The sequence below is a fragment of the Methylobacterium sp. E-005 genome, from assembly GCF_022829725.1.
GTDB lineage: Bacteria > Pseudomonadota > Alphaproteobacteria > Rhizobiales > Beijerinckiaceae > Methylobacterium.
Genome location: NZ_JAKSYG010000029.1, coordinates 12,594 through 31,757, shown reverse-complemented (window position 1 = coordinate 31,757; position 19,164 = coordinate 12,594). Strand labels below are relative to the sequence as shown.

Here is a 19,164-nt window from a genome sequence, read left to right as displayed (position 1 = left end):
GGCGATCTCTCGGCGCGAAGCAGTCGATAACCGCCATAGGCGAGCGACGCCTGGATGCCCGTCCAGGCAACCGGGTAGACCGGCGACGGCGGTGTGTAGTCCGGTTTCGCAAGATGCCGATACCAGCGCCTCGTCCGGGGGTGATCAGGCGTCGGGCTTGCGCGCCGTCCGATGAGCAGAGCAGCCGTAACGGCTCCAACCGCCAGAGCCGAAGCCTGAAGCGGCGATAAGCCTCCCGTTCGGGCGTGAGATGGCATGCTGGTACTCCTCAACGGGTGTCGATCATCCATGTGGGATGAGGGCGGGCATCGACCCAGGGCATCGACTGCGCGGTGACGAGTTTTTGTTCGGAAAGGGCGACGGCCCGCTATCAACCAGTCCCATTGAATAAATCGCCTATCGCCTTGCGGGCACGAAGGGTCACCCGCCTGCGCCGCTGATGCGTTCAAGCGACCGACAGCATGTCGGGTAAACCCGCAAGATCGTTCAGCTTGGCGTGCGGCGGCCAATCCAGGTTCGGCGGTTCGCCGATCCGGTCGATCCATACGGACCGGATGCCGAGTTCGTAGCAGACCTTGAGGTCGGTGAACTGCCCCATTCCGACGTGCACGGTCTCCTCCTTCGTCACGCCCAAGGTCGCGTAGGCGTGCAGGAAGAGCCGGTGGTCGGGCTTGTAGGCGCGGGCCTGCTCGGCGGTGATGACGAAGTCGATCGGCACCCCAATCGCCGCGACGGTGCCGGCGATCAGGTCGTCGTCCGTGTTGCTGATAATCGCGAGCCGGTAGCGTTCGCGCAATCGACCGAGTGCGCCTGGAACGTCGGGGTGCGGCTCGATCCGGCTGAGGGTCGATAACAGCATCTCCTCGTCCTCAGGCTTCGGTGTATGACCGGCCTCGGCGAGGGCTACGGCGAGGGCAGACCGCAGGACGGACTTGTAATCGCAGTAGGGCGGGCGCTGCTGCCGCTCTACGGCGGCGCTACGCAATCGGTCAGCCAACGCGACCGATTGGTCTTGCGCATCAGACTCCGCGAGGCGTCCGGCCAGGATCGCGTGGGCTGCAGACCGGATAGCGTCATGCCACCGGACTAGGGTGCCATAGCAGTCGAAGGTGATCACCTTCGGCACAGGTTGCAGTTGCAGCATTATCGGTCCCACCGGGCGATCCTACGCGAACTATCCCTACCCACCCCGTCTTCTGTCTACCCCTGAGGCGAAGTTGCCGGACGGCCGACGAATGGCTGCTTACGAGGAGCGTTCACGGCGATCCAGGTGGCCGGGTTGGGTCGGAAGCAGATCGTAGGAGACTGTAGGAGTCAGTCAGCTGCCCTTCCGCGCCAGCCGCCGCAGCGCCCGCTCGATCGCGTCCCGCTCGACGTGGAAGCGCTCCGGATCCCGGTGCGACGGCAGAAGCCGCCGGACCCGATCGGCGAGGGCGTCGAGCTCCGGCGACAGGATCGCGCCGCGGTCGGTCCGGCCGGTCTCGCGGGGCAGGCGGGCGCGGTACATCAGGGTCGCCCGCGGCCGTGCGACAACTCCGGGATAGTGGTGCCGACCGGCACAGAACAACGGAGGTGTTGCAGGTCAACATCCGGCCTAGTGATGCCGTTGGTAACTCTACGGCTGCTATGGCTCATCCTGGACGGTACGCAGAGCTCTGGCCGTCGCAGCAGGCCTCGATGAGCGAGCGGTATCTGTTCCGATCCGATTGGCGCCCATCGCGCCGCCGCATCCTGCTGGCTGGCGTGCTCGGGCACTATGTCGCCGCCTACTGCTTCTGCGCGTCGACGATGTTTGCCGGCTTCGTCGACGACTTTCAGATGCAAGGCATGGCGATGTTTGCGAGGACGACCTGGAGCCGAGCATTCGAGGTCCTCTGGACGGCCCCTCTGGTGACCGGTCTCCTCGGACTGTGGGGCGCCGTTCTGATCAGCCCGACGCTCCTGCTCACGTTGCCCGCGACGGGCTGGGCCGCCCGCAAGCTCGATACGGCGGCACTGCCAACGGCGGCGATCGGCGTCCTGCCGGGGATCCTAGCGGGCCTCATCGTCTTCGGGATCGCGCCGCAGACTGAGGTGAGCCTCATCCTCTGTTCCGCCGCGGGCGGTGCAGCCTTCGCGCTGGTCGTCTGGCTGCTCTGCATCCGTCCACGACGACCTTATACGTGAGACCTGCGCGCGGTCGGTCATGCGCTGGCTTTCCTCACGGCGGCGACGGTTGTGGGCGAGACCCCGACGCGCCGGGCAATCTCCCGGTCGGTCAGATCCTTACCAAGAAGGGCGCGCACCGCCTCTCGCGCCTCTTCCCGGGTACGCTTGGCCTGCCCGGCTTGGTCGGGGCCGGCGTCATCGTCCTGCTCTTGGTCGCCGTCCGACTCCGTCGGTTCGACATGGTCCCGGCCGGCGTCGTCAGCCTGCGCCGGCGCGGGTAGCGTGACCGGTGGCGGCGGATCCGGTGGCGTCCGAACCTGCGGCTGCCCGAGGACCTCCTCGAGGATTGCCTGACGGGCACGCACCCATACCGGCAGCGGCCCCGCGTCGAGCGCCTCGCGCGTTGCGGCACGCTCGGTCCAGTAGGCGGCCTCGGCCGCAGCGTCGTCGGGAGCGGCCGGCCGGCGGATCGCGGTCGACACGTCCCGGCGCACCTCCGGGGGCATGGTCCCGGCGGCCCCATCGCGCCAGCCCATCAGGCTGGGGCCGGTCTCGGGATTGCCCGGCATCACGAGGTGCCACGTCAGCTCGCGCAGCGTCCGCTCGCGATCACAGGGGAGCAGGGCGGCCGCCTCGCTGCCGTAGCGCGCGATGATGGCGACACGGGATGCCGCGCGCGGGTCGACGGTTTTGGTCACGCGACGCTCCCCGGGATCGTCCACTCGGCGAGCTGCAGCGCCCGCAGCACCGCGGCGGCCACCTTGTCGGCGGCTCGGCGGCCCTCGGCGTCGTGGTGGAAGGCGGCGACCGTCTCAATGAGCAGCGGTTCGGGCCCGACGAGGCAGAGCCGCAGCGGCTGGTGCGCGCCGGGATCCGTGCCCAGCATCAGCACCAGGATCAGCCCGGCCGCGAACCCGTAGCTGTGGACCTCGCGGAGGCGCTCGCGCGGCGCGACGGGGAGGGTGATCAAGTCGCCCACGACGACGCTCTCCGGGCAGATCTCGCGGGCTTGTGACCCGAGGCGGGTGGTACGTTGCAAGAACGGCAGGCTGCGGCCGGGCACGGACCTGATCTGCGTTGCAGCGGCCGTGGTCGCCGTAGTGCACCGTGCCGGATCGCACAAAGTACGATCCGGCACATGCAAACCTCTGCCGTCACGACCGAGCCTGATGCGCTCATGGACGAACTCATCGACCTGATGAGCGATCTGTCGCCCGCGTACGACGGGCGACAGGCTGAGGAGCTCAGGATGCGCCTTGATGACCTGCAGAGCAGGGCCCGTTCGCAGGACGCGAGCGGCGAGACCATCGCGGCGATCCAGGGCGCGCGCGTGCTGCTGGATCTGACCGCGCTGCCGCCTCTGCCGTCGACCTGCGCGCTGTCGAGCGCGATCTGATGGTGTCCAGAACTCCGGGCCGGAACGACAAGGCGGCCGCCGATCCCGCCATAGCTGAATTGCATACGCTGACCGAGAACCTGTCCGTGATGCAACGCCTTTTGGGGCGCCGAACCGAGGATGGGGTGCTCGTGCAAGCCGATCCGGCTTTGGTCAGGTCGGCTATCGCAACCGGACGAGAGCAGGTGCTCAGCATCAAGGCGACGCTGGCAACGGTGGCACACGACCCCACGGGCCCCTTTCAGCAATCGGCCGACAAGATGATCGCCGCCGTCGACGAACTGGACGGCTTGCTCGACACGCTCGAGGAGATGCTGAGCGTCGCGGGCAAATGATCGGAGCACGAGCATCTCAAGCTCCGTCCGAGGGCTGCGGTAGCCCGGCCCACGCCGCGGTGATGACGGTCTCGCGCGCGTCGGCCCGGTCGGGGTCGGTCGCGCGGATCCGGGCCAGCATGTCGGCCAGCGCCGTCGGGCCGCCGGCTTCGGCGAGGTCCTGGCCCTTGCGCCGGAGCGCCGAGCGGAAGGCGAGGGCGGCCGGCGCGCCGGGTGTATGGCGCTCGATGCCAGCGAGCACCATCAGGATCGAGGTGGCGAGCTGCTCGGGGGTAGACGGCTCGGGGCGGCGCTTGTGGGCGGCGAGGCGGCGGGCGGTGCTGGCGGGCGGCATGGGTCCTCCAGGTCAGTCGGTGCGGTAAAGGCGGGCGAAGCTGGCGAGCACGTGCCGGCGGTCGAGGGCGGCGAGGGCGTCCAGCGCCGCGACGGCGGCCGGCAGGTGCGCCGGATCCCGTTCGGCGAGGTGCAGGGCGCGGGCGAGGGCCCCGCCGCGTGGGCCCGTCGTGAGGTTCACGATCGCCCGCATAGAGCGCAGCCGGGCGAGGCGCTCGGCCGGGTCCAGGCCATCAGCGAACGGGCCGAAGCGGTCGGCGGCGGCGATGATCCAGGTATTGTTCGGCGGGAGATGGCTCATCAGCCTTTGGTCCAACCGGTCCAACCATTTTATTTTGGTTGGACCATATAAGTCATTGATTTTAAACGATGGTCCAAGCGGTCCAAGCGGTCCAACCAGTATTGTGAAATCACGGATTTTACTTCTGAGCCTTGACGCGCGCGCGTACGCGCGGGGGCTGTTTTCGCTTGGACCGCCTGGACCGCCTGGACCACCATTTGATTTCAATGGCTTGCGCGGTCCAAGTAAATCATTCGGTCCAAGCAGGTGCTTGGACCGCTATGAGCTATCCTCGTCCTCAGGCCACTCGATGTTCTGTCCGAGTTGCTCCGCAAAGGCCGTGCGACAGTCTGCAAGGGGTGGCAGCGTGTAGAGCCAAGGACGCTTCACATCGTCCTCGTCGGACCAGCGCGCTGGGACCTTCCGGGGCCGCTTCTTTTTGAGGCCGGGAATGAGCTTCTTCAGCGCTTCACCGAAGACGTTCTTGTCGACTTTCCGACGTACCCCTGTTCGATCGGAAACCACCAGATAATCGAGGTACAGGGCCGAGCACCCGACCTCGGACAACCATTCGCTGTCATCCCCGAGGAGCGCTCCCGCCATCAGCCGGTCGAGCCACCACGCATCGACAGGATCGAGCGAGCGAAACTTCTGATCCAACAGGGCAGCAGTCTTCGGGATGCGGCGCAGGTCGACCGTGGACAGATCGAACGCGAGCAGGTCGTGCAGCAGGGCCTCGCGACCGCCGTCGTCCAGCTCGGCCTGCATCTCGGCGAAGTAGGCCGTGTTCTGGGCGCACCGATCCGACACGTCGAGCACGCAGAACCGCCGCTCGTCCTTCCCGGCCGGCACCACCCAATCTTCGTTCGAGGTCATGATGAGCCGGACGAAGTTCTTCATCGGGATCGGATCGACCCCCTTCGCCTCGATCATCTGCACGTTGCTGGTGACGAGGCTCTTCAGCCGGCCCTCGGCCTGCTTGTCGCCAGCCCACACCGCCTCGTCCGCCTGGAGCAGGAGCAGAGAGGTCATGTGCGTGTTGAACTGCCCGACGAGATACCGGGGCGTGTCGACGAGCAGGTAGTGGGTCGCAAGCAGCGACCCGAACACCTCGCCCACCTTGGTCTTGCCCGCGCCCTGCCCACCTCGGAACACCAGAGATACGCCTGGTCGTTCTCTAGGTCGCTGGAAAATATGTGCGAAAAAGGCGAATAGCCAATTGTAGGTATGCTGATCGCCGCCACAGATATTATTTAGCAGATGGTCGCGGAATACCGCGTAACCGTTGTGCTTCGCTGTAGGTTGCAGCGGGAAACCTTGCCACATGTTGAAGTAATCTACTGTCCCCTCCACGCCGTCGGGGTTCGGGTGGAACTCGATGCCCCGGTACTGCCGACGGTTGCGGTCGCGCTGCCAAGCCGTGGCCCACGAGACCGGTTTCACGGATCCGTCGGCGGTGCGGATCTCGGTGAACCGGTTGGAGAACCAGTCCTGAAAGGCCCTCATCGTCAGAATGCGGACGCGGTGTTCAGGCGGTGCGTTGGGCTGTTCGTACAGGACCAACGACTTGGACCCGATCAAGACCAGCGCATACTCCGTGTTCATCACCTCCATGTCGAAGCCCAAGCGCCGCGGCTCGGCATCGTCCGTCCGGCCGTTCGTCTGCTTCGCTTGCTTACGGGCCTTCTGGAGGTCGACGAGAGACGTCATGCCGCCCGCCTCGCGGTCTCGCCGGGGAAGGCAGGGACGACGATCCGCGGAAGGCGAACCTTTGACAGCATGGCCTGTAGAGCCTCGCCGTGGTCGACGTCGGCGGCCTGAAGCGTGCGCTGGGCGAGGAGGGCCGGGCGGGCGAGATCCTCGTGCACCACCACGACGCCCTGGCGGCCGGCACGTAGCCAGGCCAGCGGATCCGGATGGACGATGAGAGGTTCGTCCTCCGACACGTAGCCGCCGGCGAGCCAGCCTGCTGTTCGCTCCGTCGAACCGATGTGTCCGGTCCGGGGGCGCCAGGCGATGAGGTCGGTCATCACTCCGTCGGCGTTGAACGCCGGGATCACGAAGGCAGTGATCAGCGCCCCGGGGTCGGCTCGCTTGTTGGATGTGAGCACGACGCGGCCGGAGCGTAGAAACTGGACGCGAGCCCGACGCACCTCGAAACCGATGTCTATCGGCGGCCAACCCGGGAAGGCGCGGCAGAACGCGGCTTCGCCCATCTCGGTCGGGTCGAACCGGTAGCCGAGGAGCTTGCACGCGGACACGCCCTGGTCGGCGAACCACTCGACGTCGCGGAAGGGGAGGCGCTCACAAGCGGCGAACTCCTCGCGGATCTGGCCATCGCCCGACCACATGGCGGCTTGGCGGGTGCCGGACTCGGCGAGCGCGGCGTCGGCTTCGAGGGTGGCGGGCACCGGGTTCATGCCGTGCCCGCCGCGGCCGTGCAGATCAGGAGGCTGGCGCGCGGGGCCGCTTCCTTGACGAAGTCCAGCCACGCGCCTTCCTGCTCGGGGCGGGTCTCGATGATCGCAACGTTTTTGCCGAGCGCGGCGACCTCGGCGGCCGTGGCGTAGACCTCAGGCAGGATCTCGCAGGAGATCAGCGAGATGCCGCCTACGGCCGCCAGGAGGCGTCGGAGGGACTTCCTGCGGAACCCTTCTGGGCCGTCAGCGCGGTCCATGTCGTCGCCGATCACGGCCACGAAGCCACGACCGCGGGGTAGCCTCGGGACATCGAAGCGGCCGTGCCCCTGCCGCACGAGAAGCAGCCCGACGCCGGCGCTGCGCATGGCCGCGTAGACGGGTCGGAAATGCGGCTGGCCGGACGTGACGAGGTGGCTGAGTTCGAGGGGAGGGATGCTGGCCTGGATCATTGCAGCGTCCGCTGGCTCGGTGTGGCGGGAGACGGCGCGGCCTCGGGCGAGGCGTCGTCGAGGGGCGGCAGCTGCGCGGGGTCGCAGGTCAGCGTGTCGAGGCAGGCCACGCATCGGATCAGCCCCGAACGCACCTTCTCAACGTCGGCGCGGCGTAGCCGGACGGTCTCGCCATCAGCGAGGTCGAGCTCCTCCGTGAGCCAGTCGGCGAGGGAGAGCAGCCAGGACGTCGAGCCAACGAGGACCTCGGCGTCGGTGAGCAGGTCGGCCGCGGCGCGGGCGGCGCGCGGATCGGCGGAAGGTGTATACGTGGGACGCGAGCCGGCCCGAACGCCGGCCTTCGTACCCGGTCCGGTGGTCGCGCTTCCTCGCGACCGCCGGCCCACCGGGTGGCGCATCAGGCGGCGTTGGCCTTCGGCGCATCCTCGATCCGCAGCATCCTGCGGAGAGGTGCAGTCGGAATGATCCATTTCCGACCGAACTTGCGAGCTTCGATATCACCCCGCCCGATCGCCTCGACGATGCTTGGGCGTGAGAGGCCGAGGAGCGCTGCGGCTTGATCCAAGCTGCACGTCGCCTTGCTCAGCGTGGCCTTCGCCTCCTCGTCCATCGCGAATTTCCGTAGTGTCAAAAACACCGCTGATAGCTACTCCCTTGCGGCAAGCCTTGCAAGCTTTTATGCGTTGTCAGAGCTTTCTATTAAATGGCGGAAATTAGCGATGGTTGAGCACGAGAGCCCGAAGCGTCGGGGCCGCCCGCGGCTGCCGGACGACGAGCGAAAGCGACATACGATGACCTTTCGAATGCGCGATGAGTTGCGTGCTTCCTACATTGCCCGGGCGGAGAAGAACGGCAGCTCGGTGAGTGAGGAGGTCGAGAAGAGCCTAGAGAAGGAAGCGGCACTAGCCGAAACAATTACAAATCAAAAAGATATCATTTGTAATCTGCAGGACGTCATAGCGACTAAAGAGAAACAGATACTAGAATATAAAGATATCTTATCGGAATATAAAATCGTTACAAAGGCAATGCAGTCAAGTAGCTTTTACATGATAAAACAAGCGCATGATTTTGCTTCACAATTATTAGACGATATGGCCGCCGGACGCGACCTCGCTACTCGTATTGGGAACAGGGGTGATATAGAAAAACTGCTGATTATTATGAAAACGTTACTTGCGCAAAACTCGGAATAAAACGCAAAGTAAATGCGAAATTTGATAGAAATGCCGACAAGCCGTTATCAGTAGAAGGGCGCCTCGTCCCGGCTCATCTCAGAGCCTAGATCGATGCCGATCGCGCAGCAGGTCGCCGACCGCGCGATCGGCGGCGATGTTGCGCTTCAGCTGGCATCGCCTCCTCCGTAAAGCCGCGCGACCTCGGCCTCGACGTGCGCGCGAGCAGCCTCGTCGGTCGGGTGATCGGTGATGCTGGCGAAGGTGACCTTCCTGCCAGGGCGGTACTCGGTCACGTAGGCGCGTATGCTGGCCGCCATCGGCTGGACGTAGCCGAAGATCGTCCCCGCCTCGTCCACGAAGTCGGTCACGTCTGGGAGGCCGGTCGGCGTCCAGCTTAGGTCAAACACTGCTCCCTCCCCGAAGACCCGAGATGCGCAGCAGGTTCGCCATCGTGTCGCGATACCGGATCTCCATGGCGATCCATGCCATCCGCCAGTACATATCGTCGGGGTCGGCACCTCTGGCGACCACGAGATCTCGCGCGCCGATCTTCATGCGCTCGATCGCGTGCTCGGTCTCGGTCTCGACGTCGGCCCTCGTCCAACTGGACCGGGCCGTAACGGCCTGGAAATTCGCGCTGGCCGCTCGACCGGCGAGCTGCTGGCCGAGCCTGATGAAGGCTTCGAGCGCCTGCACGCCCACGCTCTCAGCCGCATGGTTGGACCTTTGGCTTTGCCGATCGCTCATGGTGTCTTCCGCATCCCCGGCCATGTCGCCGTGGCGCTGCCCGCGGTCGCGTCCATTAGGGCGAGGCGGCCGGCATCCGTGATGCGCACGACGCCGCCGCGCTGCCGTCCAAGTTCGGCCCAGCCGCGCGCTACCAGCGTCGGCACGAACAGGTCGTCTCCGGCGCGGATCTGGCGCACCTGATCGAGCCGCACGAGGTCGACGAAGCCGGCACCGGGCGTCAGCGCCAGGAACGACAGCAGGCGGATCTGCGCGGCGTGGGGACGGCTCACGGGCGCACGCCCCGATCACGATGGATGTGGGCTGACAATCCAATACCGATAAGGCCCGAGACGATGGCCGCGCCGATGATCTCGATGCCGTTGGAGGCGATACGCGCCCAGGCCAGCAGAAACGGCCACATCACCACGAACATGCCAGCGATCGGCGTGCCGAGAGCCACGGCGGTCAGTGCGAAAGCGAGCCAGCGCCGTATCGCCCCGCCTTGCGGCTCTATCAGCTGTCTATCGTCGCTGAGCCGCGTCACGGCACCCTCTGCTCCCCGAGCGGTCTGTCGGCGACCTCGGCCGCATCTCGGATGCCGAGCCAGGCCAGCGCGGCCGCGCGGGTCTCGAAGGCGTGGCTCTGCGCCGTGAAGGGGGCCGGGCGCTGGGGCGGCGGCGTCTCGTCGAGCAGCTCGATTAGCCATCCCCGCACCGCCTCGCTGCGGTCGACCTCGCGGACCAAGGACGCCACAAGGTGGCCATCGAGCAGAACGTCGTAGCTGCCGGGGGTGAGCTGTTCGACGGCGTAGGTCACGACCGACGCTCCCTGAACCGGATCCCTGCCCCGCCACCGTTCTCATGGATGAACTCCAGGCCGGCAGCCTCGAAGCACCTGCTCATCACGTCCAGTGTGGCCCGCTGCGGCGTCGACTTTTCGTTCTCGAAGTTCCGCACGGTGACGACGCTGACCTTCGCCTCGCGAGCGAGATCATCTTGGTTCCACTTGAGGAGGCCACGGGCGGCACGACACTGAGCGGGGGTCATTTCAGCAACCTGCCGTGGGCTGTCGAAAAACGCAAGTAATTTCGTAAAAGCGCTTGACTGGCGATATCGTAAAGCTAAACTCCTGTCTGTTATCGACAGGAATTAGCCTGATGTCCCTCCAGCGCCGCATCTCCTGGAACGCCGCCCTCCGCGACATCAAGGGCGACCGCACCCTGGTCGTCCCCGGTCTCATCTCAGCCCGCTCCTTGATCCAGGCGCTGGCCCAGCACCGCCGCACCCGCTTCGTCACCCCGACCGGCGCATTCGACCGGTCCGCCATCATGGCCGTCGCCGTCGAGGCCGCGAAGTCCCACCAGGGCCGCACCGGCGCTGCCTGGGGCCCGAGCATGTCGGTGGCCCTGAAAGCCGCCTGGCAGGCCGCTCGCGCCGCCCGCAACGCCATCAAGCACTGAGCCGCCGCACCGCATCCCGCCCGGAGACCCACCGATGATCGCCTCCCCCGAACGCGCCGCCCGCAAGACCTTCAACCTCGTCATCTGCGAGCGCCCCTGCGCCGGCCCGGCCTACGTCAGCGCGCCGCGCCTGCCCTTCAGCAACAAGACCGAGGCCCGCGCCTACTGCGCCGCCCACGGCATCCAGCCCTGGAATTTCTGAGCACACTTCGATCCCCGACTCCCGCGGCGCCGGCCTGGCGCCGACACGAGACCCAACCCTTTCGCCACCGCCGTCCCACCGCCACGAGCCCCATCAGGAGCGCGAACCATGACGCACGCCCGCATCCCCGATTTCATGCCCGACCTCGGCGCCGTCCGCGTCGTGGAGTCCGATCCGATCCTCTCCGCTATCCAGGCCCATGCCGAGGCTTGGTCCGTGTTCCAGGTCGCCCCGATCGGCGAGGCCTCGCACCGCGCAGAGACCGCGATGCAGGAAGCGCTCGAGGAGTTGCTGGCGACGCCGTGTGGCTCCCGGTTCGGGGCGCTCGCCCTGGTCCGGCATCTCCGCTGGTACGCCCGTGAGGAGGCCGTGACCGCGGAGGCCGACGACTTCTTCGGGCGGCTGGTGCTGATGCGCGAGGCGGACCTGTCCCAGTTCGCGGGGTCCGACCTGCCGCCGGACATGCTGCCCGTGGCCGCGCCCCTGGGGCGTCTCGCGCCGGCGGTCGAGCGCCGTGCCCCGCCCTGCCACGTGGCTGCCCCGCGCGAGACCATGCGGCGGCGTCTGCTGCAGGCGTCCGGCCTCGCCGGTGAGGTCTTCGCGGCCGTCGCGATCATCGGCGGCGGCGCCGTGCTCACGGGGCTCGCGACGCTGTTCTGAGGCGCCGGCCGCGTCTCCGGAAAACTAGAATTTCGGCTTGCTAGCAGTCTGGCAGACTAGCTTGACGTGTAGCATACGGGCCGCCTCGCGCGAGGCGCCACGCGCACTGCCAGTCCTCTCGCTGAAAGCTCGTGATGACGAACGAGACACCCCCATTCCCGGCCGGTCTGGCTCAGCCGGCACCTCTACGTCAGGACCGTCTGGCCGAGCCGACGCCGCTCGGGTTCGGTCGCGCCCTGACACCTGATCCGGTAGACGCCGCGATCGAGCGCCATCGCGTCGCGCGCGAGGGTCTGGAGCGCGCTACCAAGGGCATTGACGCGGCGATGACGGCTTCGAAGGAGGCTGAGGCGGAGGCCGATGCCGTGTTCAGCGCTGCCTCGGACGCCGACGGCGCGGCCTGGGCGGACCTGATCGCCACGCGGCCCGCCGACGTGCCGGGCGCCGTTCGGCTGCTGCGCTACGTCTCGGACTCGCCAGCGTCAGAGGTCGTCGAGGATCCGCAGGACCTGCTGCGGCAGCTCAGGGCGGCCGTCGAGGCGGCGGAGGCTGGTGGTGGGCGTGGCGGGCTCGTGGTGGGCCCTCACCCGATGAGCGCGACGGCGGCCGGCCTGAGCAAAAGCCTCGGCGCGCTCGACGGGGCGGCTGGTATGCTCGGCGGGCTCGGCGGCGCTGTCGAGCCGGATCCGGCGCTCGCGGTGGTGGCGGAGTACCGGGCGACATGGGATGCGCTCGGCGTGGCGATCGAGGCTGCAGGTGGTGTGGGCGTACCGGAGGTGCCTGAGGCAGAGGCCGCGGACAGCGCCGCCTATGCGCGCTTGCGGGCCGTGCGCCCGACCACGCCGGCCGGGTTCCGCGCGCTGGCGGAGACCTGGGCATGGCGCATCCAGGACGAGCGCGGCACGGTCGAGGATGGCGAGCCCGGGTCGACGGCGAGCCACGCTGCGGCCTCACTGATCGCCGGGGCCGGGGTGTGCGTGCCTCCGAAGGACGAGCCCGACCCCGTGTTCGCGGCGCTCGCGGAGAGCCGTCGGCTCGACGCTGTGTGGCACACCATTCGGGATAGCTGGACGGAGCGCACGACAGAGCCGCGGGAACTGGAGCGCCAGCGCGATGTGGCCCTCGCCGAGTTCTGGAAGCACTGGAACGAGACGGTGCTGGAGATGGCTCCGACTACGGCCGCGGGCTGCGTCTCACTCGCCCGCTACGTGGTCGAATATCTGGACCGGGAGGAGGTGGATCTCGACGACGGCCACCAGGTCCTGCGCCTGATCGTCAAAGGCCTCGCGCGCGGCGGTCCGACGCCTCCGGATGGGGGTAGCGAGGTCCCGTGCGTCGGCGCAGGTTACGCCTGGCCCTCGACGTTCCAAGGGTGGCAGGACGAGGCTGCGCGGCACCCTGGCCTCGTGCCGTTCCCGGCCCACGCCCCGCGCATCCTGCTGTCGCTCGACGAGGCGATCCAGCGCGAGGCCGGGCGTCTCTTCGAACTGGCCGAGGCGGAGGTCGAGCGAAGCTGTTCCGACCTTGCCACCAACCCGGATCCGACCCTCTGGCCGCGCGTCGAGCGTGAGATGCGCCGCGAGATGCGGATGGATGCCCTGGCGCTGGTGGCGGCCGACCTGTCCGATGACGACGGGGCACCGGATCCAGTGCTTGCCCTGATCGAAAGGCACCGGACTGCCTTCGCCGAATGGGACCGGTTGTCTGCGGTCTGGAACGAAATGACGTCCCACGACCCTGGCTATGCCGCGGCCATGGCCGCGTCGCAGGAGCCCGAGAAGCGGCAAGCGGCCGCCTTCGATGCGCTGTTGTCGGCCCGGCCGACGACCCTAGCGGGCGCTGTGGCCCTGGCGACGTACCTCGTGGAGATCGTCCGTCGGAGCCGGATCGATGCCGAGCCTTCGGACGGCGAGCGTGCCCTCGGGACGGTCGCGGCGGCGCTGTACGGCATCGCGCCGGGCGGTGCGTTCTCCGGCGATGCGCCCGTGACGATGGGCGCGCCCCCCGCCGACGCCGCGCTGCTCGCCCTCGGGGCCGAGTTCATGTCGGCGTGGGTCGAGGAGGCGCGTGCCGGCACATCGGAGGCCTATAACGCGGTCAGCGCGGTGGCGGTGAGGATCGCGCGCGCGCCGGCCGAGACGGTCGCGGGCTACGGCATCAAGGCACTGGTGCTGGCGCGGCTGCACAGCGAGGGGTCATCACCGCTGGTACCCGAGGCGGTCCCGGCGCGCGGTCCGGTCTACAGCGTGTGGCGCATGCTCCGGCAGGTACAGGAGGGCGCGGCGCGGCTGGCCGGGGTGAGCGTCGAGACGCCGGTCGCCGATGCCGACACAGCCGGCACGCTGGCGGACCGGATCCTCGCGACGTGGGCTGCGTGCGCCGCGGCCGAAGAGGCGTTGGACGATGACGCGTCGGAGTCCTTGCTCGAACGCCGCGGTGCATTGATCCACGAAGCCGAGCGTCTGCCGGCCACGCGGCAGCACCTCGTAGCGAAGGCCCTGGCGCTCGCTTGGATCGAGTATGCTGACCATTACGAGGAGCGGCTCACGCGTAAGGATCACGCGACCGACGGCAGGCTCGCGCTCGACATCCACGCCATCGCGCGCGTTCCGGCTGACGAGCATCCCGATGCCGCGTTGCTGGCGATTGAGCCGGAGTTGGTCGCGCTTCTCGCGGCCCGTGAAGCGGTACGCCGCCAGGAACGGTCAGCCGAGGCGACGCTTACCGCTTGCGCTGGCCCGGCGCCGGTCCGCCCGGAGCGCGGGGCGTTCGCGAGCAACTCGGAACACGACGAAGCGCGGCGGCGGTTCGAAGTGGAACGGGATGCGTGGGACCGAACCTGGGGTCGCGTCTCGGAGCATCTCGGCTATCGCAAACTCGAAGAGGCCTACGCGGAGGCCGATCTCGCTCTGCTCAACCGCGCGCGGTCCCTCGCCGAGATGCCGGCGCGGACGCTGACCGGCCTGCTCCTGAAGGCACGATGGGTCCAGGATGGCGCGGACGAGGAGCTGAAGGAAAGTCTCGTCGCTGACATCCTGGCGATGGGAAGCGGCACGTGAGCGGCGCGGACCGCCGCTCACCATCGTTCCGGCTGGTCGTCCGCGGGCTCGTGTTCCTGGCGCGGATGCAGGCCTCGGAGCGGCGGTTCCGGCGGCATGCGCGGGCGCGTCAGCGCCACCAGATCGCGATCGCGCGGCACCTCGATGGGATGGCGTCAGAGCTGGAGTTCCGGGCCCGGCTGTGCGAGCGGCGGGCATGTCGGGCGCCCGGGTACCGGCAGCCGCGGACGGCAAGCGGTGCGCCGGCCGTAGCCCTTGATACCATCGGCGCTATCACGAAGCGCGCAACAGGCGCCCCGCCTCGCCGTCCTGATCTTCCAGCCTGAGGTTGAGCCGCGCGCGCAGGGTCTTGCCCGGCTTGAACTGGATGGCTTGCTTGGCCGCGACGGCGACGCTCTGGCCCGAGCGCGGGTTGCGGCCGGTGCGGGCCCGACGCTCCTTCGTCGCGAACGTGCCGAAGTCGCGTAGCTCCACGCGGTCGCCGTCCGCCAGAGCCTCGGTGATCCGGTCCAGGATGGCGTCGACCACCGCCTCGACGTCCTTGGCGTAGAGGTGCGGGTTCTGCGCCGCGATGCGGGCGACGAGCTCGGATCGGATCATGATGGCGAAGTGCAGGGCCTGCGGCGGCCGTTGATGCTGCGGAACGATGTGGGCCGGGCGCTGTGGAGCGACCCGGCCCTTTGTCCTTGGAGGTGCGAAGCTACCGAAGAATGGACAGATGATGCGGCCCCCGGGCCCGGAAGCCAAGCGCGCCACACGGCCTAACCGCGGGTTATCCCGCCAGAGCCGTCGCGAGACCCTGAAGCAGCGCTGCGATGCCGGCAGCCAGGGCGGCGCCCGCGTTGATTTTCGACTGCCGCGCCAAGGCGTCATCTCGCGGTGTCGAGGTCGAGAGCTGGCCGTCCATCCAGAGACGCATCGTGCGCCGGGGCAGGTGCATCAAGGCGGACCACAGCTACAAACCGGCTGAGACGAAGGCGCTTCCGGCAGAGGCGTACTGCAGCACGATCGGCAGCTTCGCGAGCATGGCACCCCGCAACGTTGACTTAACGGTTCGCGCCGGCCGACATGGCGTGTCCGGCTACGCATCGCCTCGCGCGAGTCGCCGGCATCACCAGGAGCACCGACCGCCGCAGTAGGACCCTGAAAAGCCAAAGGCCCCACCCCGGCAAGGGTGAGGCCTTCGAATTCAAAGTGGCCTTGTGAGGCCCACGACACCCCTCACAAGCCATGAAGCGCCCTCGGGCGTCAAGTCGGAACCCCGGTTCCGGCAACGATACCGGCTTGTCTTGAACGGAGCGCACAGCCTGCGCCGCCGATCGTCCCCCTGTGGCCCTGTGGAAAGGGCCGAAACACGTGTTCGCAGACGAGATCCGCCGCGCGATCGAGGCGGCCGACCGAATCACTCTGCCGTCCGTCACGGCGCTGCTGTGGCGCGCGTTCGGGGAAGGAAGGGTCACGGAAGCCGAGGCAGAGGCGCTATCCGGGCTGATCGAGGCGCGCACGGACGCGCCGGCCTTGCGACGGATGCCGCATGGCGCGCGTGCGACGCCGCTGGTGTCTGCGGCTGAGGCCCATACCGAGCAGCATACCCCTCAGGATCGACAGGGCGCGGCCAGGAGGCTCGGCGTTGGCTCGCGCCCGCGCACGGACGCCTCCATGGAGCGCCGCCGCCGCTGGGCCGCTTCTGGCCGCCTGCCGCCCGGTCTTGCCGCTCGGTTCACACTGGCTGAGGCCGCCGTTCTGGCCCTGGTGGCGGCCGAGGTGGCGCGACGCGGCGACTGCCGATTGGCGATCGACAATCTGGCGGCCGTGACCGGCGTGTCTCGCACAACCGTGAAAAACGCCATCCGGGAGGCCGCGCGGCTCGGCCTGCTCACCGTCGAGGAGCGGCAGATCACGGGCTGGCGCAATGACACCAACGTGATCCGCATCGTGAGTAGGGAATGGACCGCCTGGCTGCGGCTGGCGCGGCGCACGCTGCCATCAGGGGGAGGGGTCAAATCCGCGACCACCACGCATACTCAGGTTCTAGATCTGGGAGAATCGAGGAAAACAGAACCGAAGAAGGGCTGCCGAGGGGCAGCGGTCGACCCCGGCCGATCAGACCGAGCGAGAATCTGCGCGGATGGTGGAGGCGGCCGAGCCATGCGGTGAGGGTCTGAAGCCGGATGATATGACGAACGATGCACGTCGGACGAAGCGGCTGCAGCAGCGGCTGTGCCATAGCGTTGGTGAAGGATGACAGCCTTCGAACTCATACGCGCACTGGCTCATGAGGCCGGGATCGGCATCGTCGTCACTGATACGGTGATCGATCTGCCAGGATCGACGATCCTCTATGCCAACCCCGCCTTCGAGCAGCTCGTCGGACGTGATCTGAGTGATATCGTCGGCCAGACTCCGCGCTTCATGTAGGGCAAGGAAACGCGTCGCGAGACGCTCGATGCCGTCCACCGCGCTCTGGCTGCCGGCGAGCGCTTCCACGGCTACCTGACCAACTACCGTGGGGACGGCTCCAAGTACCGCGCGAAGATCGATTGCCGAGCGTTGCGCACGGCCGACGGCCGCATCGAGAACTTCGTCGCGTTCGAGCGGGAGGTGCTGCGCCGGATCAGGCGTCCCGCCGGCAGCGCAGCCGGGCGCTACGAGCCCGCTGTCACAAGCAACGACGTACCAACCAGCGCCCTACGAAGCCTTGCTGTATTGAAGCGCGTATAAGTTGTATTGTTTCTGGTCACGGATGCGCAAATATTATAGAATAAACTTAACTTGTGTTGTAAATTGATCTATCACCGGTTGTATTTGAAATAGCAAGCAGATAATTAACGTTTATTGCTCAACATTACTATGAGCTGAGATAGAATAGGGTGACGCTTCAGCGGATGGATCCGCTGCTCGCCGGCCTCCCGATCCGCTGTCGAACAGCATCAACGATTTCGGGAGTGAACGGCCATGTTCGGTGGAACGCGCACGCACGCGGATCAAGCGGCCAAGCTCGACGCCCTCGATCGCTCCCAGGCCGTGATCGAGTTCAGGCCTGACGGCACCATCCTCACCGCCAACGCCAACTTCCTGAACGCCATGGGCTACACGCTGCCCGAGGTGCAGGGCCAGCACCACGGCATGTTCGTCGAGCGAGCCTACCGCGACAGCGCCGAGTACCGGGCCTTCTGGGATAGCTTGCGGCGTGGCACGTTCCAGTCCGCCGAGTTCAAGCGCATTGCAAAAGGCGGTCGTACCGTGTGGATCCAGGCGAGCTACAACCCCCTGCTCGACCGTGCCGGCCGCGTCGTGAAGGTGGTCAAGTTCGCCGCCGACATCACCGCGCAGAAGCTGCGTGCGTTAGACAGCGATGGCCAGATCGCGGCCCTGCATCGCTCGCAGGCGGTGATCGCCTTCGATCCGACCGGCACCATCCTCGACGCCAATCAGAACTTCCTCGACGCGGTCGGCTACCGGCTCGATGAGATCCAGGGTCGACACCACAGCCTGTTCGTTGATGCGGCCGAGCAGGCCGGTGCAGTCTACCGGGGGTTCTGGGATCGGCTGGGTCGCGGCGAGTTCGCCGCTGGCGAATTCAAACGCATCGCCAAGGGTGGGCGCGAGGTCTGGATCCAGGCGAGCTACAACCCGATCAAGGATGTAGATGGCACGGTGCTCAAGGTGGTGAAGTTCGCCGCCGACATCACCGCGCAGGTGCACGAGCGCCAGCGCCGGGCCGAGGCGCAGCGAACGATCGGCGCCGACCTCGACGCGATCGGCGCTGCGGTTGAAGACGTCACACGACAGACAGCGGAGGCCGCCGGCATCGTGGGACAGGTGTCGAGCGACATCCAGGCGGTGGCCTCGGGCGCGGAGGAACTGTCGGCGTCTGTCGGGGAGATCAGCCAGCAGGTCAGCCACGCCGCGCGCATGGCTGGCGAGGCGGTTGAGCAGGCCCGCCACACTGGCGGTATCGTCGAGGGCCTGAGCGGGCAGGCGACGCAGATCGGCGAGGTGGTGACGATGATCCAGGGGATCGCCTCGCAGACCAACCTGCTGGCGCTGAACGCTACGATCGAGGCAGCCCGCGCAGGCGCCTCGGGCAAAGGGTTCGCCGTCGTGGCCTCCGAGGTAAAGGCGTTGGCCGAGCAGACCGCCAAGGCGACCGACCAGATCCGGGTGCAGATCACCGCGACCCAAGCGGCCACGCGCGAGGCCGTGGGGGCGATCGGTTCGATCCAGAGCACGATCAGCAAGCTGGACGAGGTCTCAGCGGCGATCGCGGCGGCGGTCGAGGAGCAGTCGGCGGTGACCCGGGAGATGTCGGGCAGCATGCATACGGCCGCCCATGGCGTGACGACGATCGCCGGCGGCATGGAGGCCATCGCCAGGGCGAGCGAGCAGGTCGATGCCGCCACCCAACAGGTGCGTGAAGCAGCGCGGGCGGTCGCCTGACGATGGCCCGGGCCTCTAATTCAACCCCACCCATCCTTCAGCATGAGTGGGCGCAGCTATCGGAGGTTAGCGCTGC

31 protein-coding genes are annotated in these 19,164 nt (G+C 67.4%); 11 read left to right on the top strand and 20 right to left on the bottom strand.

Translation table 11 applies throughout. The features are described 5' to 3' along the window. The 3 genes from MKK88_RS34205 to MKK88_RS02670 all read right to left on the bottom strand — a co-directional run. Window positions 1-257: tryptophan-rich sensory protein (locus tag MKK88_RS34205; RefSeq protein ID WP_409566608.1), on the bottom strand; the 257-nt coding region annotated here is incomplete at its 3' end. A gap of 188 nt (window positions 258-445) precedes the next feature. Then, entirely contained in the window at window positions 446-1,144 is a 699-nt protein-coding gene (locus tag MKK88_RS02675; RefSeq protein WP_243997045.1) for a haloacid dehalogenase type II, read from the bottom strand. Window positions 1,145-1,318: 174 nt separating this feature from the next. Next, on the bottom strand, window positions 1,319-1,507 hold the full coding sequence (locus MKK88_RS02670; protein ID WP_243997044.1) for a hypothetical protein: 189 nt from the start codon (window positions 1,505-1,507) through the stop codon (window positions 1,319-1,321). Between the two features lie 68 nt (window positions 1,508-1,575). Between MKK88_RS02670 and MKK88_RS02665 the strand changes: the two genes are divergently transcribed. Further along, complete coding sequence (locus tag MKK88_RS02665; protein WP_243997043.1) at window positions 1,576-2,166, top strand: hypothetical protein; 591 nt, start codon at window positions 1,576-1,578, stop codon at window positions 2,164-2,166. 17 nt (window positions 2,167-2,183) lie between these two features. On the opposite strand, the gene MKK88_RS02660 is transcribed toward MKK88_RS02665, so the two are convergent. Together MKK88_RS02660 and MKK88_RS02655 are read right to left on the bottom strand one after the other, a co-directional pair. Then, window positions 2,184-2,846, bottom strand: coding sequence for a hypothetical protein (locus tag MKK88_RS02660; protein ID WP_243997042.1), 663 nt, complete (start codon window positions 2,844-2,846; stop codon window positions 2,184-2,186). Continuing rightward, window positions 2,843-3,127, bottom strand: a complete 285-nt coding sequence (locus tag MKK88_RS02655; protein ID WP_243997041.1) for a hypothetical protein — start codon at window positions 3,125-3,127, stop codon at window positions 2,843-2,845. The genes MKK88_RS02660 and MKK88_RS02655 overlap by 4 nt, the downstream gene beginning before the upstream one ends. A gap of 198 nt (window positions 3,128-3,325) precedes the next feature. Between MKK88_RS02655 and MKK88_RS02650 the strand changes: the two genes are divergently transcribed. Together MKK88_RS02650 and MKK88_RS02645 are read left to right on the top strand one after the other, a co-directional pair. Continuing rightward, entirely contained in the window at window positions 3,326-3,544 is a 219-nt protein-coding gene (locus tag MKK88_RS02650; protein ID WP_243997040.1) for a hypothetical protein, read from the top strand. Further along, window positions 3,544-3,879, top strand: coding sequence for a hypothetical protein (locus tag MKK88_RS02645; protein ID WP_243997039.1), 336 nt, complete (start codon window positions 3,544-3,546; stop codon window positions 3,877-3,879). The genes MKK88_RS02650 and MKK88_RS02645 overlap by 1 nt, the downstream gene beginning before the upstream one ends. A 16-nt stretch (window positions 3,880-3,895) precedes the next feature. On the opposite strand, the gene MKK88_RS02640 is transcribed toward MKK88_RS02645, so the two are convergent. The 7 genes from MKK88_RS02640 to MKK88_RS02610 form a co-directional block, all read right to left on the bottom strand. Next, window positions 3,896-4,213 carry a hypothetical protein gene (locus tag MKK88_RS02640; RefSeq protein ID WP_243997038.1) on the bottom strand — a complete coding sequence of 106 codons (318 nt, stop codon included), beginning with the start codon at window positions 4,211-4,213 and terminating at the stop codon, window positions 3,896-3,898. Between the two features lie 12 nt (window positions 4,214-4,225). Continuing rightward, window positions 4,226-4,513: a hypothetical protein gene (locus tag MKK88_RS02635; RefSeq protein ID WP_243997037.1), complete on the bottom strand. Its 288-nt coding sequence runs from the start codon at window positions 4,511-4,513 to the stop codon at window positions 4,226-4,228. A 258-nt stretch (window positions 4,514-4,771) separates the two neighbouring features. After that, window positions 4,772-6,202: a DUF5906 domain-containing protein gene (locus tag MKK88_RS02630; protein WP_243997036.1), complete on the bottom strand. Its 1,431-nt coding sequence runs from the start codon at window positions 6,200-6,202 to the stop codon at window positions 4,772-4,774. Continuing rightward, window positions 6,199-6,912 (bottom strand): hypothetical protein, encoded by a 714-nt coding sequence (locus MKK88_RS02625; protein ID WP_243997035.1) that lies wholly within the window; start codon window positions 6,910-6,912, stop codon window positions 6,199-6,201. Before MKK88_RS02625 ends, MKK88_RS02630 begins: the two co-directional genes overlap by 4 nt. Then, a complete protein-coding gene (locus tag MKK88_RS02620) occupies window positions 6,909-7,361 on the bottom strand; it encodes a hypothetical protein (RefSeq protein WP_243997034.1) in 453 nt (150 codons plus the stop codon). The genes MKK88_RS02625 and MKK88_RS02620 overlap by 4 nt, the downstream gene beginning before the upstream one ends. Continuing rightward, window positions 7,358-7,759 carry a hypothetical protein gene (locus MKK88_RS02615; RefSeq protein ID WP_243997033.1) on the bottom strand — a complete coding sequence of 134 codons (402 nt, stop codon included), beginning with the start codon at window positions 7,757-7,759 and terminating at the stop codon, window positions 7,358-7,360. Before MKK88_RS02615 ends, MKK88_RS02620 begins: the two co-directional genes overlap by 4 nt. Continuing rightward, window positions 7,759-7,971 carry a helix-turn-helix domain-containing protein gene (locus tag MKK88_RS02610; RefSeq protein ID WP_243997032.1) on the bottom strand — a complete coding sequence of 71 codons (213 nt, stop codon included), beginning with the start codon at window positions 7,969-7,971 and terminating at the stop codon, window positions 7,759-7,761. Before MKK88_RS02610 ends, MKK88_RS02615 begins: the two co-directional genes overlap by 1 nt. Window positions 7,972-8,080: 109 nt before the next feature. Here MKK88_RS02610 and MKK88_RS02605 point away from each other — a divergent pair, with 109 nt between their 5' ends. Further along, the gene (locus tag MKK88_RS02605) at window positions 8,081-8,557 is read left to right on the top strand and encodes a hypothetical protein (protein ID WP_243997031.1); all 477 of its coding nucleotides are present in this window, start codon (window positions 8,081-8,083) and stop codon (window positions 8,555-8,557) included. A 146-nt stretch (window positions 8,558-8,703) separates the two neighbouring features. Here MKK88_RS02605 and MKK88_RS02600 read toward each other — a convergent pair whose 3' ends face one another. Genes MKK88_RS02600 through MKK88_RS02575 form a run of 6 tightly spaced genes read right to left on the bottom strand, consistent with a single transcriptional unit; the run spans window position 8,704 to window position 10,314 of the window. Then, window positions 8,704-8,946: a hypothetical protein gene (locus MKK88_RS02600; RefSeq protein WP_243997030.1), complete on the bottom strand. Its 243-nt coding sequence runs from the start codon at window positions 8,944-8,946 to the stop codon at window positions 8,704-8,706. Then, a complete protein-coding gene (locus MKK88_RS02595; protein WP_243997029.1) occupies window positions 8,939-9,235 on the bottom strand; it encodes a hypothetical protein in 297 nt (98 codons plus the stop codon). The genes MKK88_RS02600 and MKK88_RS02595 overlap by 8 nt, the downstream gene beginning before the upstream one ends. A 47-nt stretch (window positions 9,236-9,282) precedes the next feature. Further along, window positions 9,283-9,558: a hypothetical protein gene (locus MKK88_RS02590; RefSeq protein ID WP_243997028.1), complete on the bottom strand. Its 276-nt coding sequence runs from the start codon at window positions 9,556-9,558 to the stop codon at window positions 9,283-9,285. Beyond that, window positions 9,555-9,812, bottom strand: coding sequence for a hypothetical protein (locus MKK88_RS02585; RefSeq protein WP_243997027.1), 258 nt, complete (start codon window positions 9,810-9,812; stop codon window positions 9,555-9,557). Before MKK88_RS02585 ends, MKK88_RS02590 begins: the two co-directional genes overlap by 4 nt. Further along, window positions 9,809-10,084 carry a hypothetical protein gene (locus MKK88_RS02580; protein ID WP_243997026.1) on the bottom strand — a complete coding sequence of 92 codons (276 nt, stop codon included), beginning with the start codon at window positions 10,082-10,084 and terminating at the stop codon, window positions 9,809-9,811. Before MKK88_RS02580 ends, MKK88_RS02585 begins: the two co-directional genes overlap by 4 nt. Further along, window positions 10,081-10,314, bottom strand: a complete 234-nt coding sequence (locus MKK88_RS02575) for a helix-turn-helix domain-containing protein (protein ID WP_243997025.1) — start codon at window positions 10,312-10,314, stop codon at window positions 10,081-10,083. The genes MKK88_RS02580 and MKK88_RS02575 overlap by 4 nt, the downstream gene beginning before the upstream one ends. A gap of 110 nt (window positions 10,315-10,424) precedes the next feature. Here MKK88_RS02575 and MKK88_RS02570 point away from each other — a divergent pair, with 110 nt between their 5' ends. The 4 genes from MKK88_RS02570 (at window position 10,425) to MKK88_RS02555 (ending at window position 14,648) form a co-directional block, all read left to right on the top strand. Next, complete coding sequence (locus MKK88_RS02570) at window positions 10,425-10,727, top strand: hypothetical protein (protein WP_243997024.1); 303 nt, start codon at window positions 10,425-10,427, stop codon at window positions 10,725-10,727. 34 nt (window positions 10,728-10,761) lie between these two features. Continuing rightward, complete coding sequence (locus tag MKK88_RS02565) at window positions 10,762-10,929, top strand: hypothetical protein (RefSeq protein WP_243997023.1); 168 nt, start codon at window positions 10,762-10,764, stop codon at window positions 10,927-10,929. Between the two features lie 108 nt (window positions 10,930-11,037). Next, window positions 11,038-11,589 carry a hypothetical protein gene (locus MKK88_RS02560; protein WP_243997022.1) on the top strand — a complete coding sequence of 184 codons (552 nt, stop codon included), beginning with the start codon at window positions 11,038-11,040 and terminating at the stop codon, window positions 11,587-11,589. Window positions 11,590-11,723: 134 nt separating this feature from the next. After that, entirely contained in the window at window positions 11,724-14,648 is a 2,925-nt protein-coding gene (locus MKK88_RS02555) for a hypothetical protein (RefSeq protein ID WP_243997021.1), read from the top strand. Window positions 14,649-14,921: 273 nt separating this feature from the next. Here the strand turns inward: MKK88_RS02555 and MKK88_RS02550 are convergent, their stop codons facing one another. Together MKK88_RS02550 and MKK88_RS33705 are read right to left on the bottom strand one after the other, a co-directional pair. Further along, window positions 14,922-15,248, bottom strand: coding sequence for an integration host factor subunit beta (locus MKK88_RS02550; protein WP_243997020.1), 327 nt, complete (start codon window positions 15,246-15,248; stop codon window positions 14,922-14,924). Between the two features lie 172 nt (window positions 15,249-15,420). Beyond that, complete coding sequence (locus MKK88_RS33705) at window positions 15,421-15,555, bottom strand: hypothetical protein (protein WP_279602032.1); 135 nt, start codon at window positions 15,553-15,555, stop codon at window positions 15,421-15,423. Between the two features lie 449 nt (window positions 15,556-16,004). Here MKK88_RS33705 and MKK88_RS02545 point away from each other — a divergent pair, with 449 nt between their 5' ends. The 3 genes from MKK88_RS02545 to MKK88_RS02535 all read left to right on the top strand — a co-directional run bounded on the left by MKK88_RS02545 (window position 16,005) and on the right by MKK88_RS02535 (window position 19,088). Next, entirely contained in the window at window positions 16,005-16,805 is an 801-nt protein-coding gene (locus MKK88_RS02545; protein ID WP_243997019.1) for a helix-turn-helix domain-containing protein, read from the top strand. 84 nt (window positions 16,806-16,889) lie between these two features. Then, on the top strand, window positions 16,890-17,066 hold the full coding sequence (locus MKK88_RS02540) for a PAS domain-containing protein (protein ID WP_243997018.1): 177 nt from the start codon (window positions 16,890-16,892) through the stop codon (window positions 17,064-17,066). Window positions 17,067-17,603: 537 nt separating this feature from the next. After that, window positions 17,604-19,088, top strand: coding sequence for a PAS domain S-box protein (locus MKK88_RS02535; RefSeq protein ID WP_243997017.1), 1,485 nt, complete (start codon window positions 17,604-17,606; stop codon window positions 19,086-19,088). Window positions 19,089-19,164: the final 76 nt, after the last annotated feature.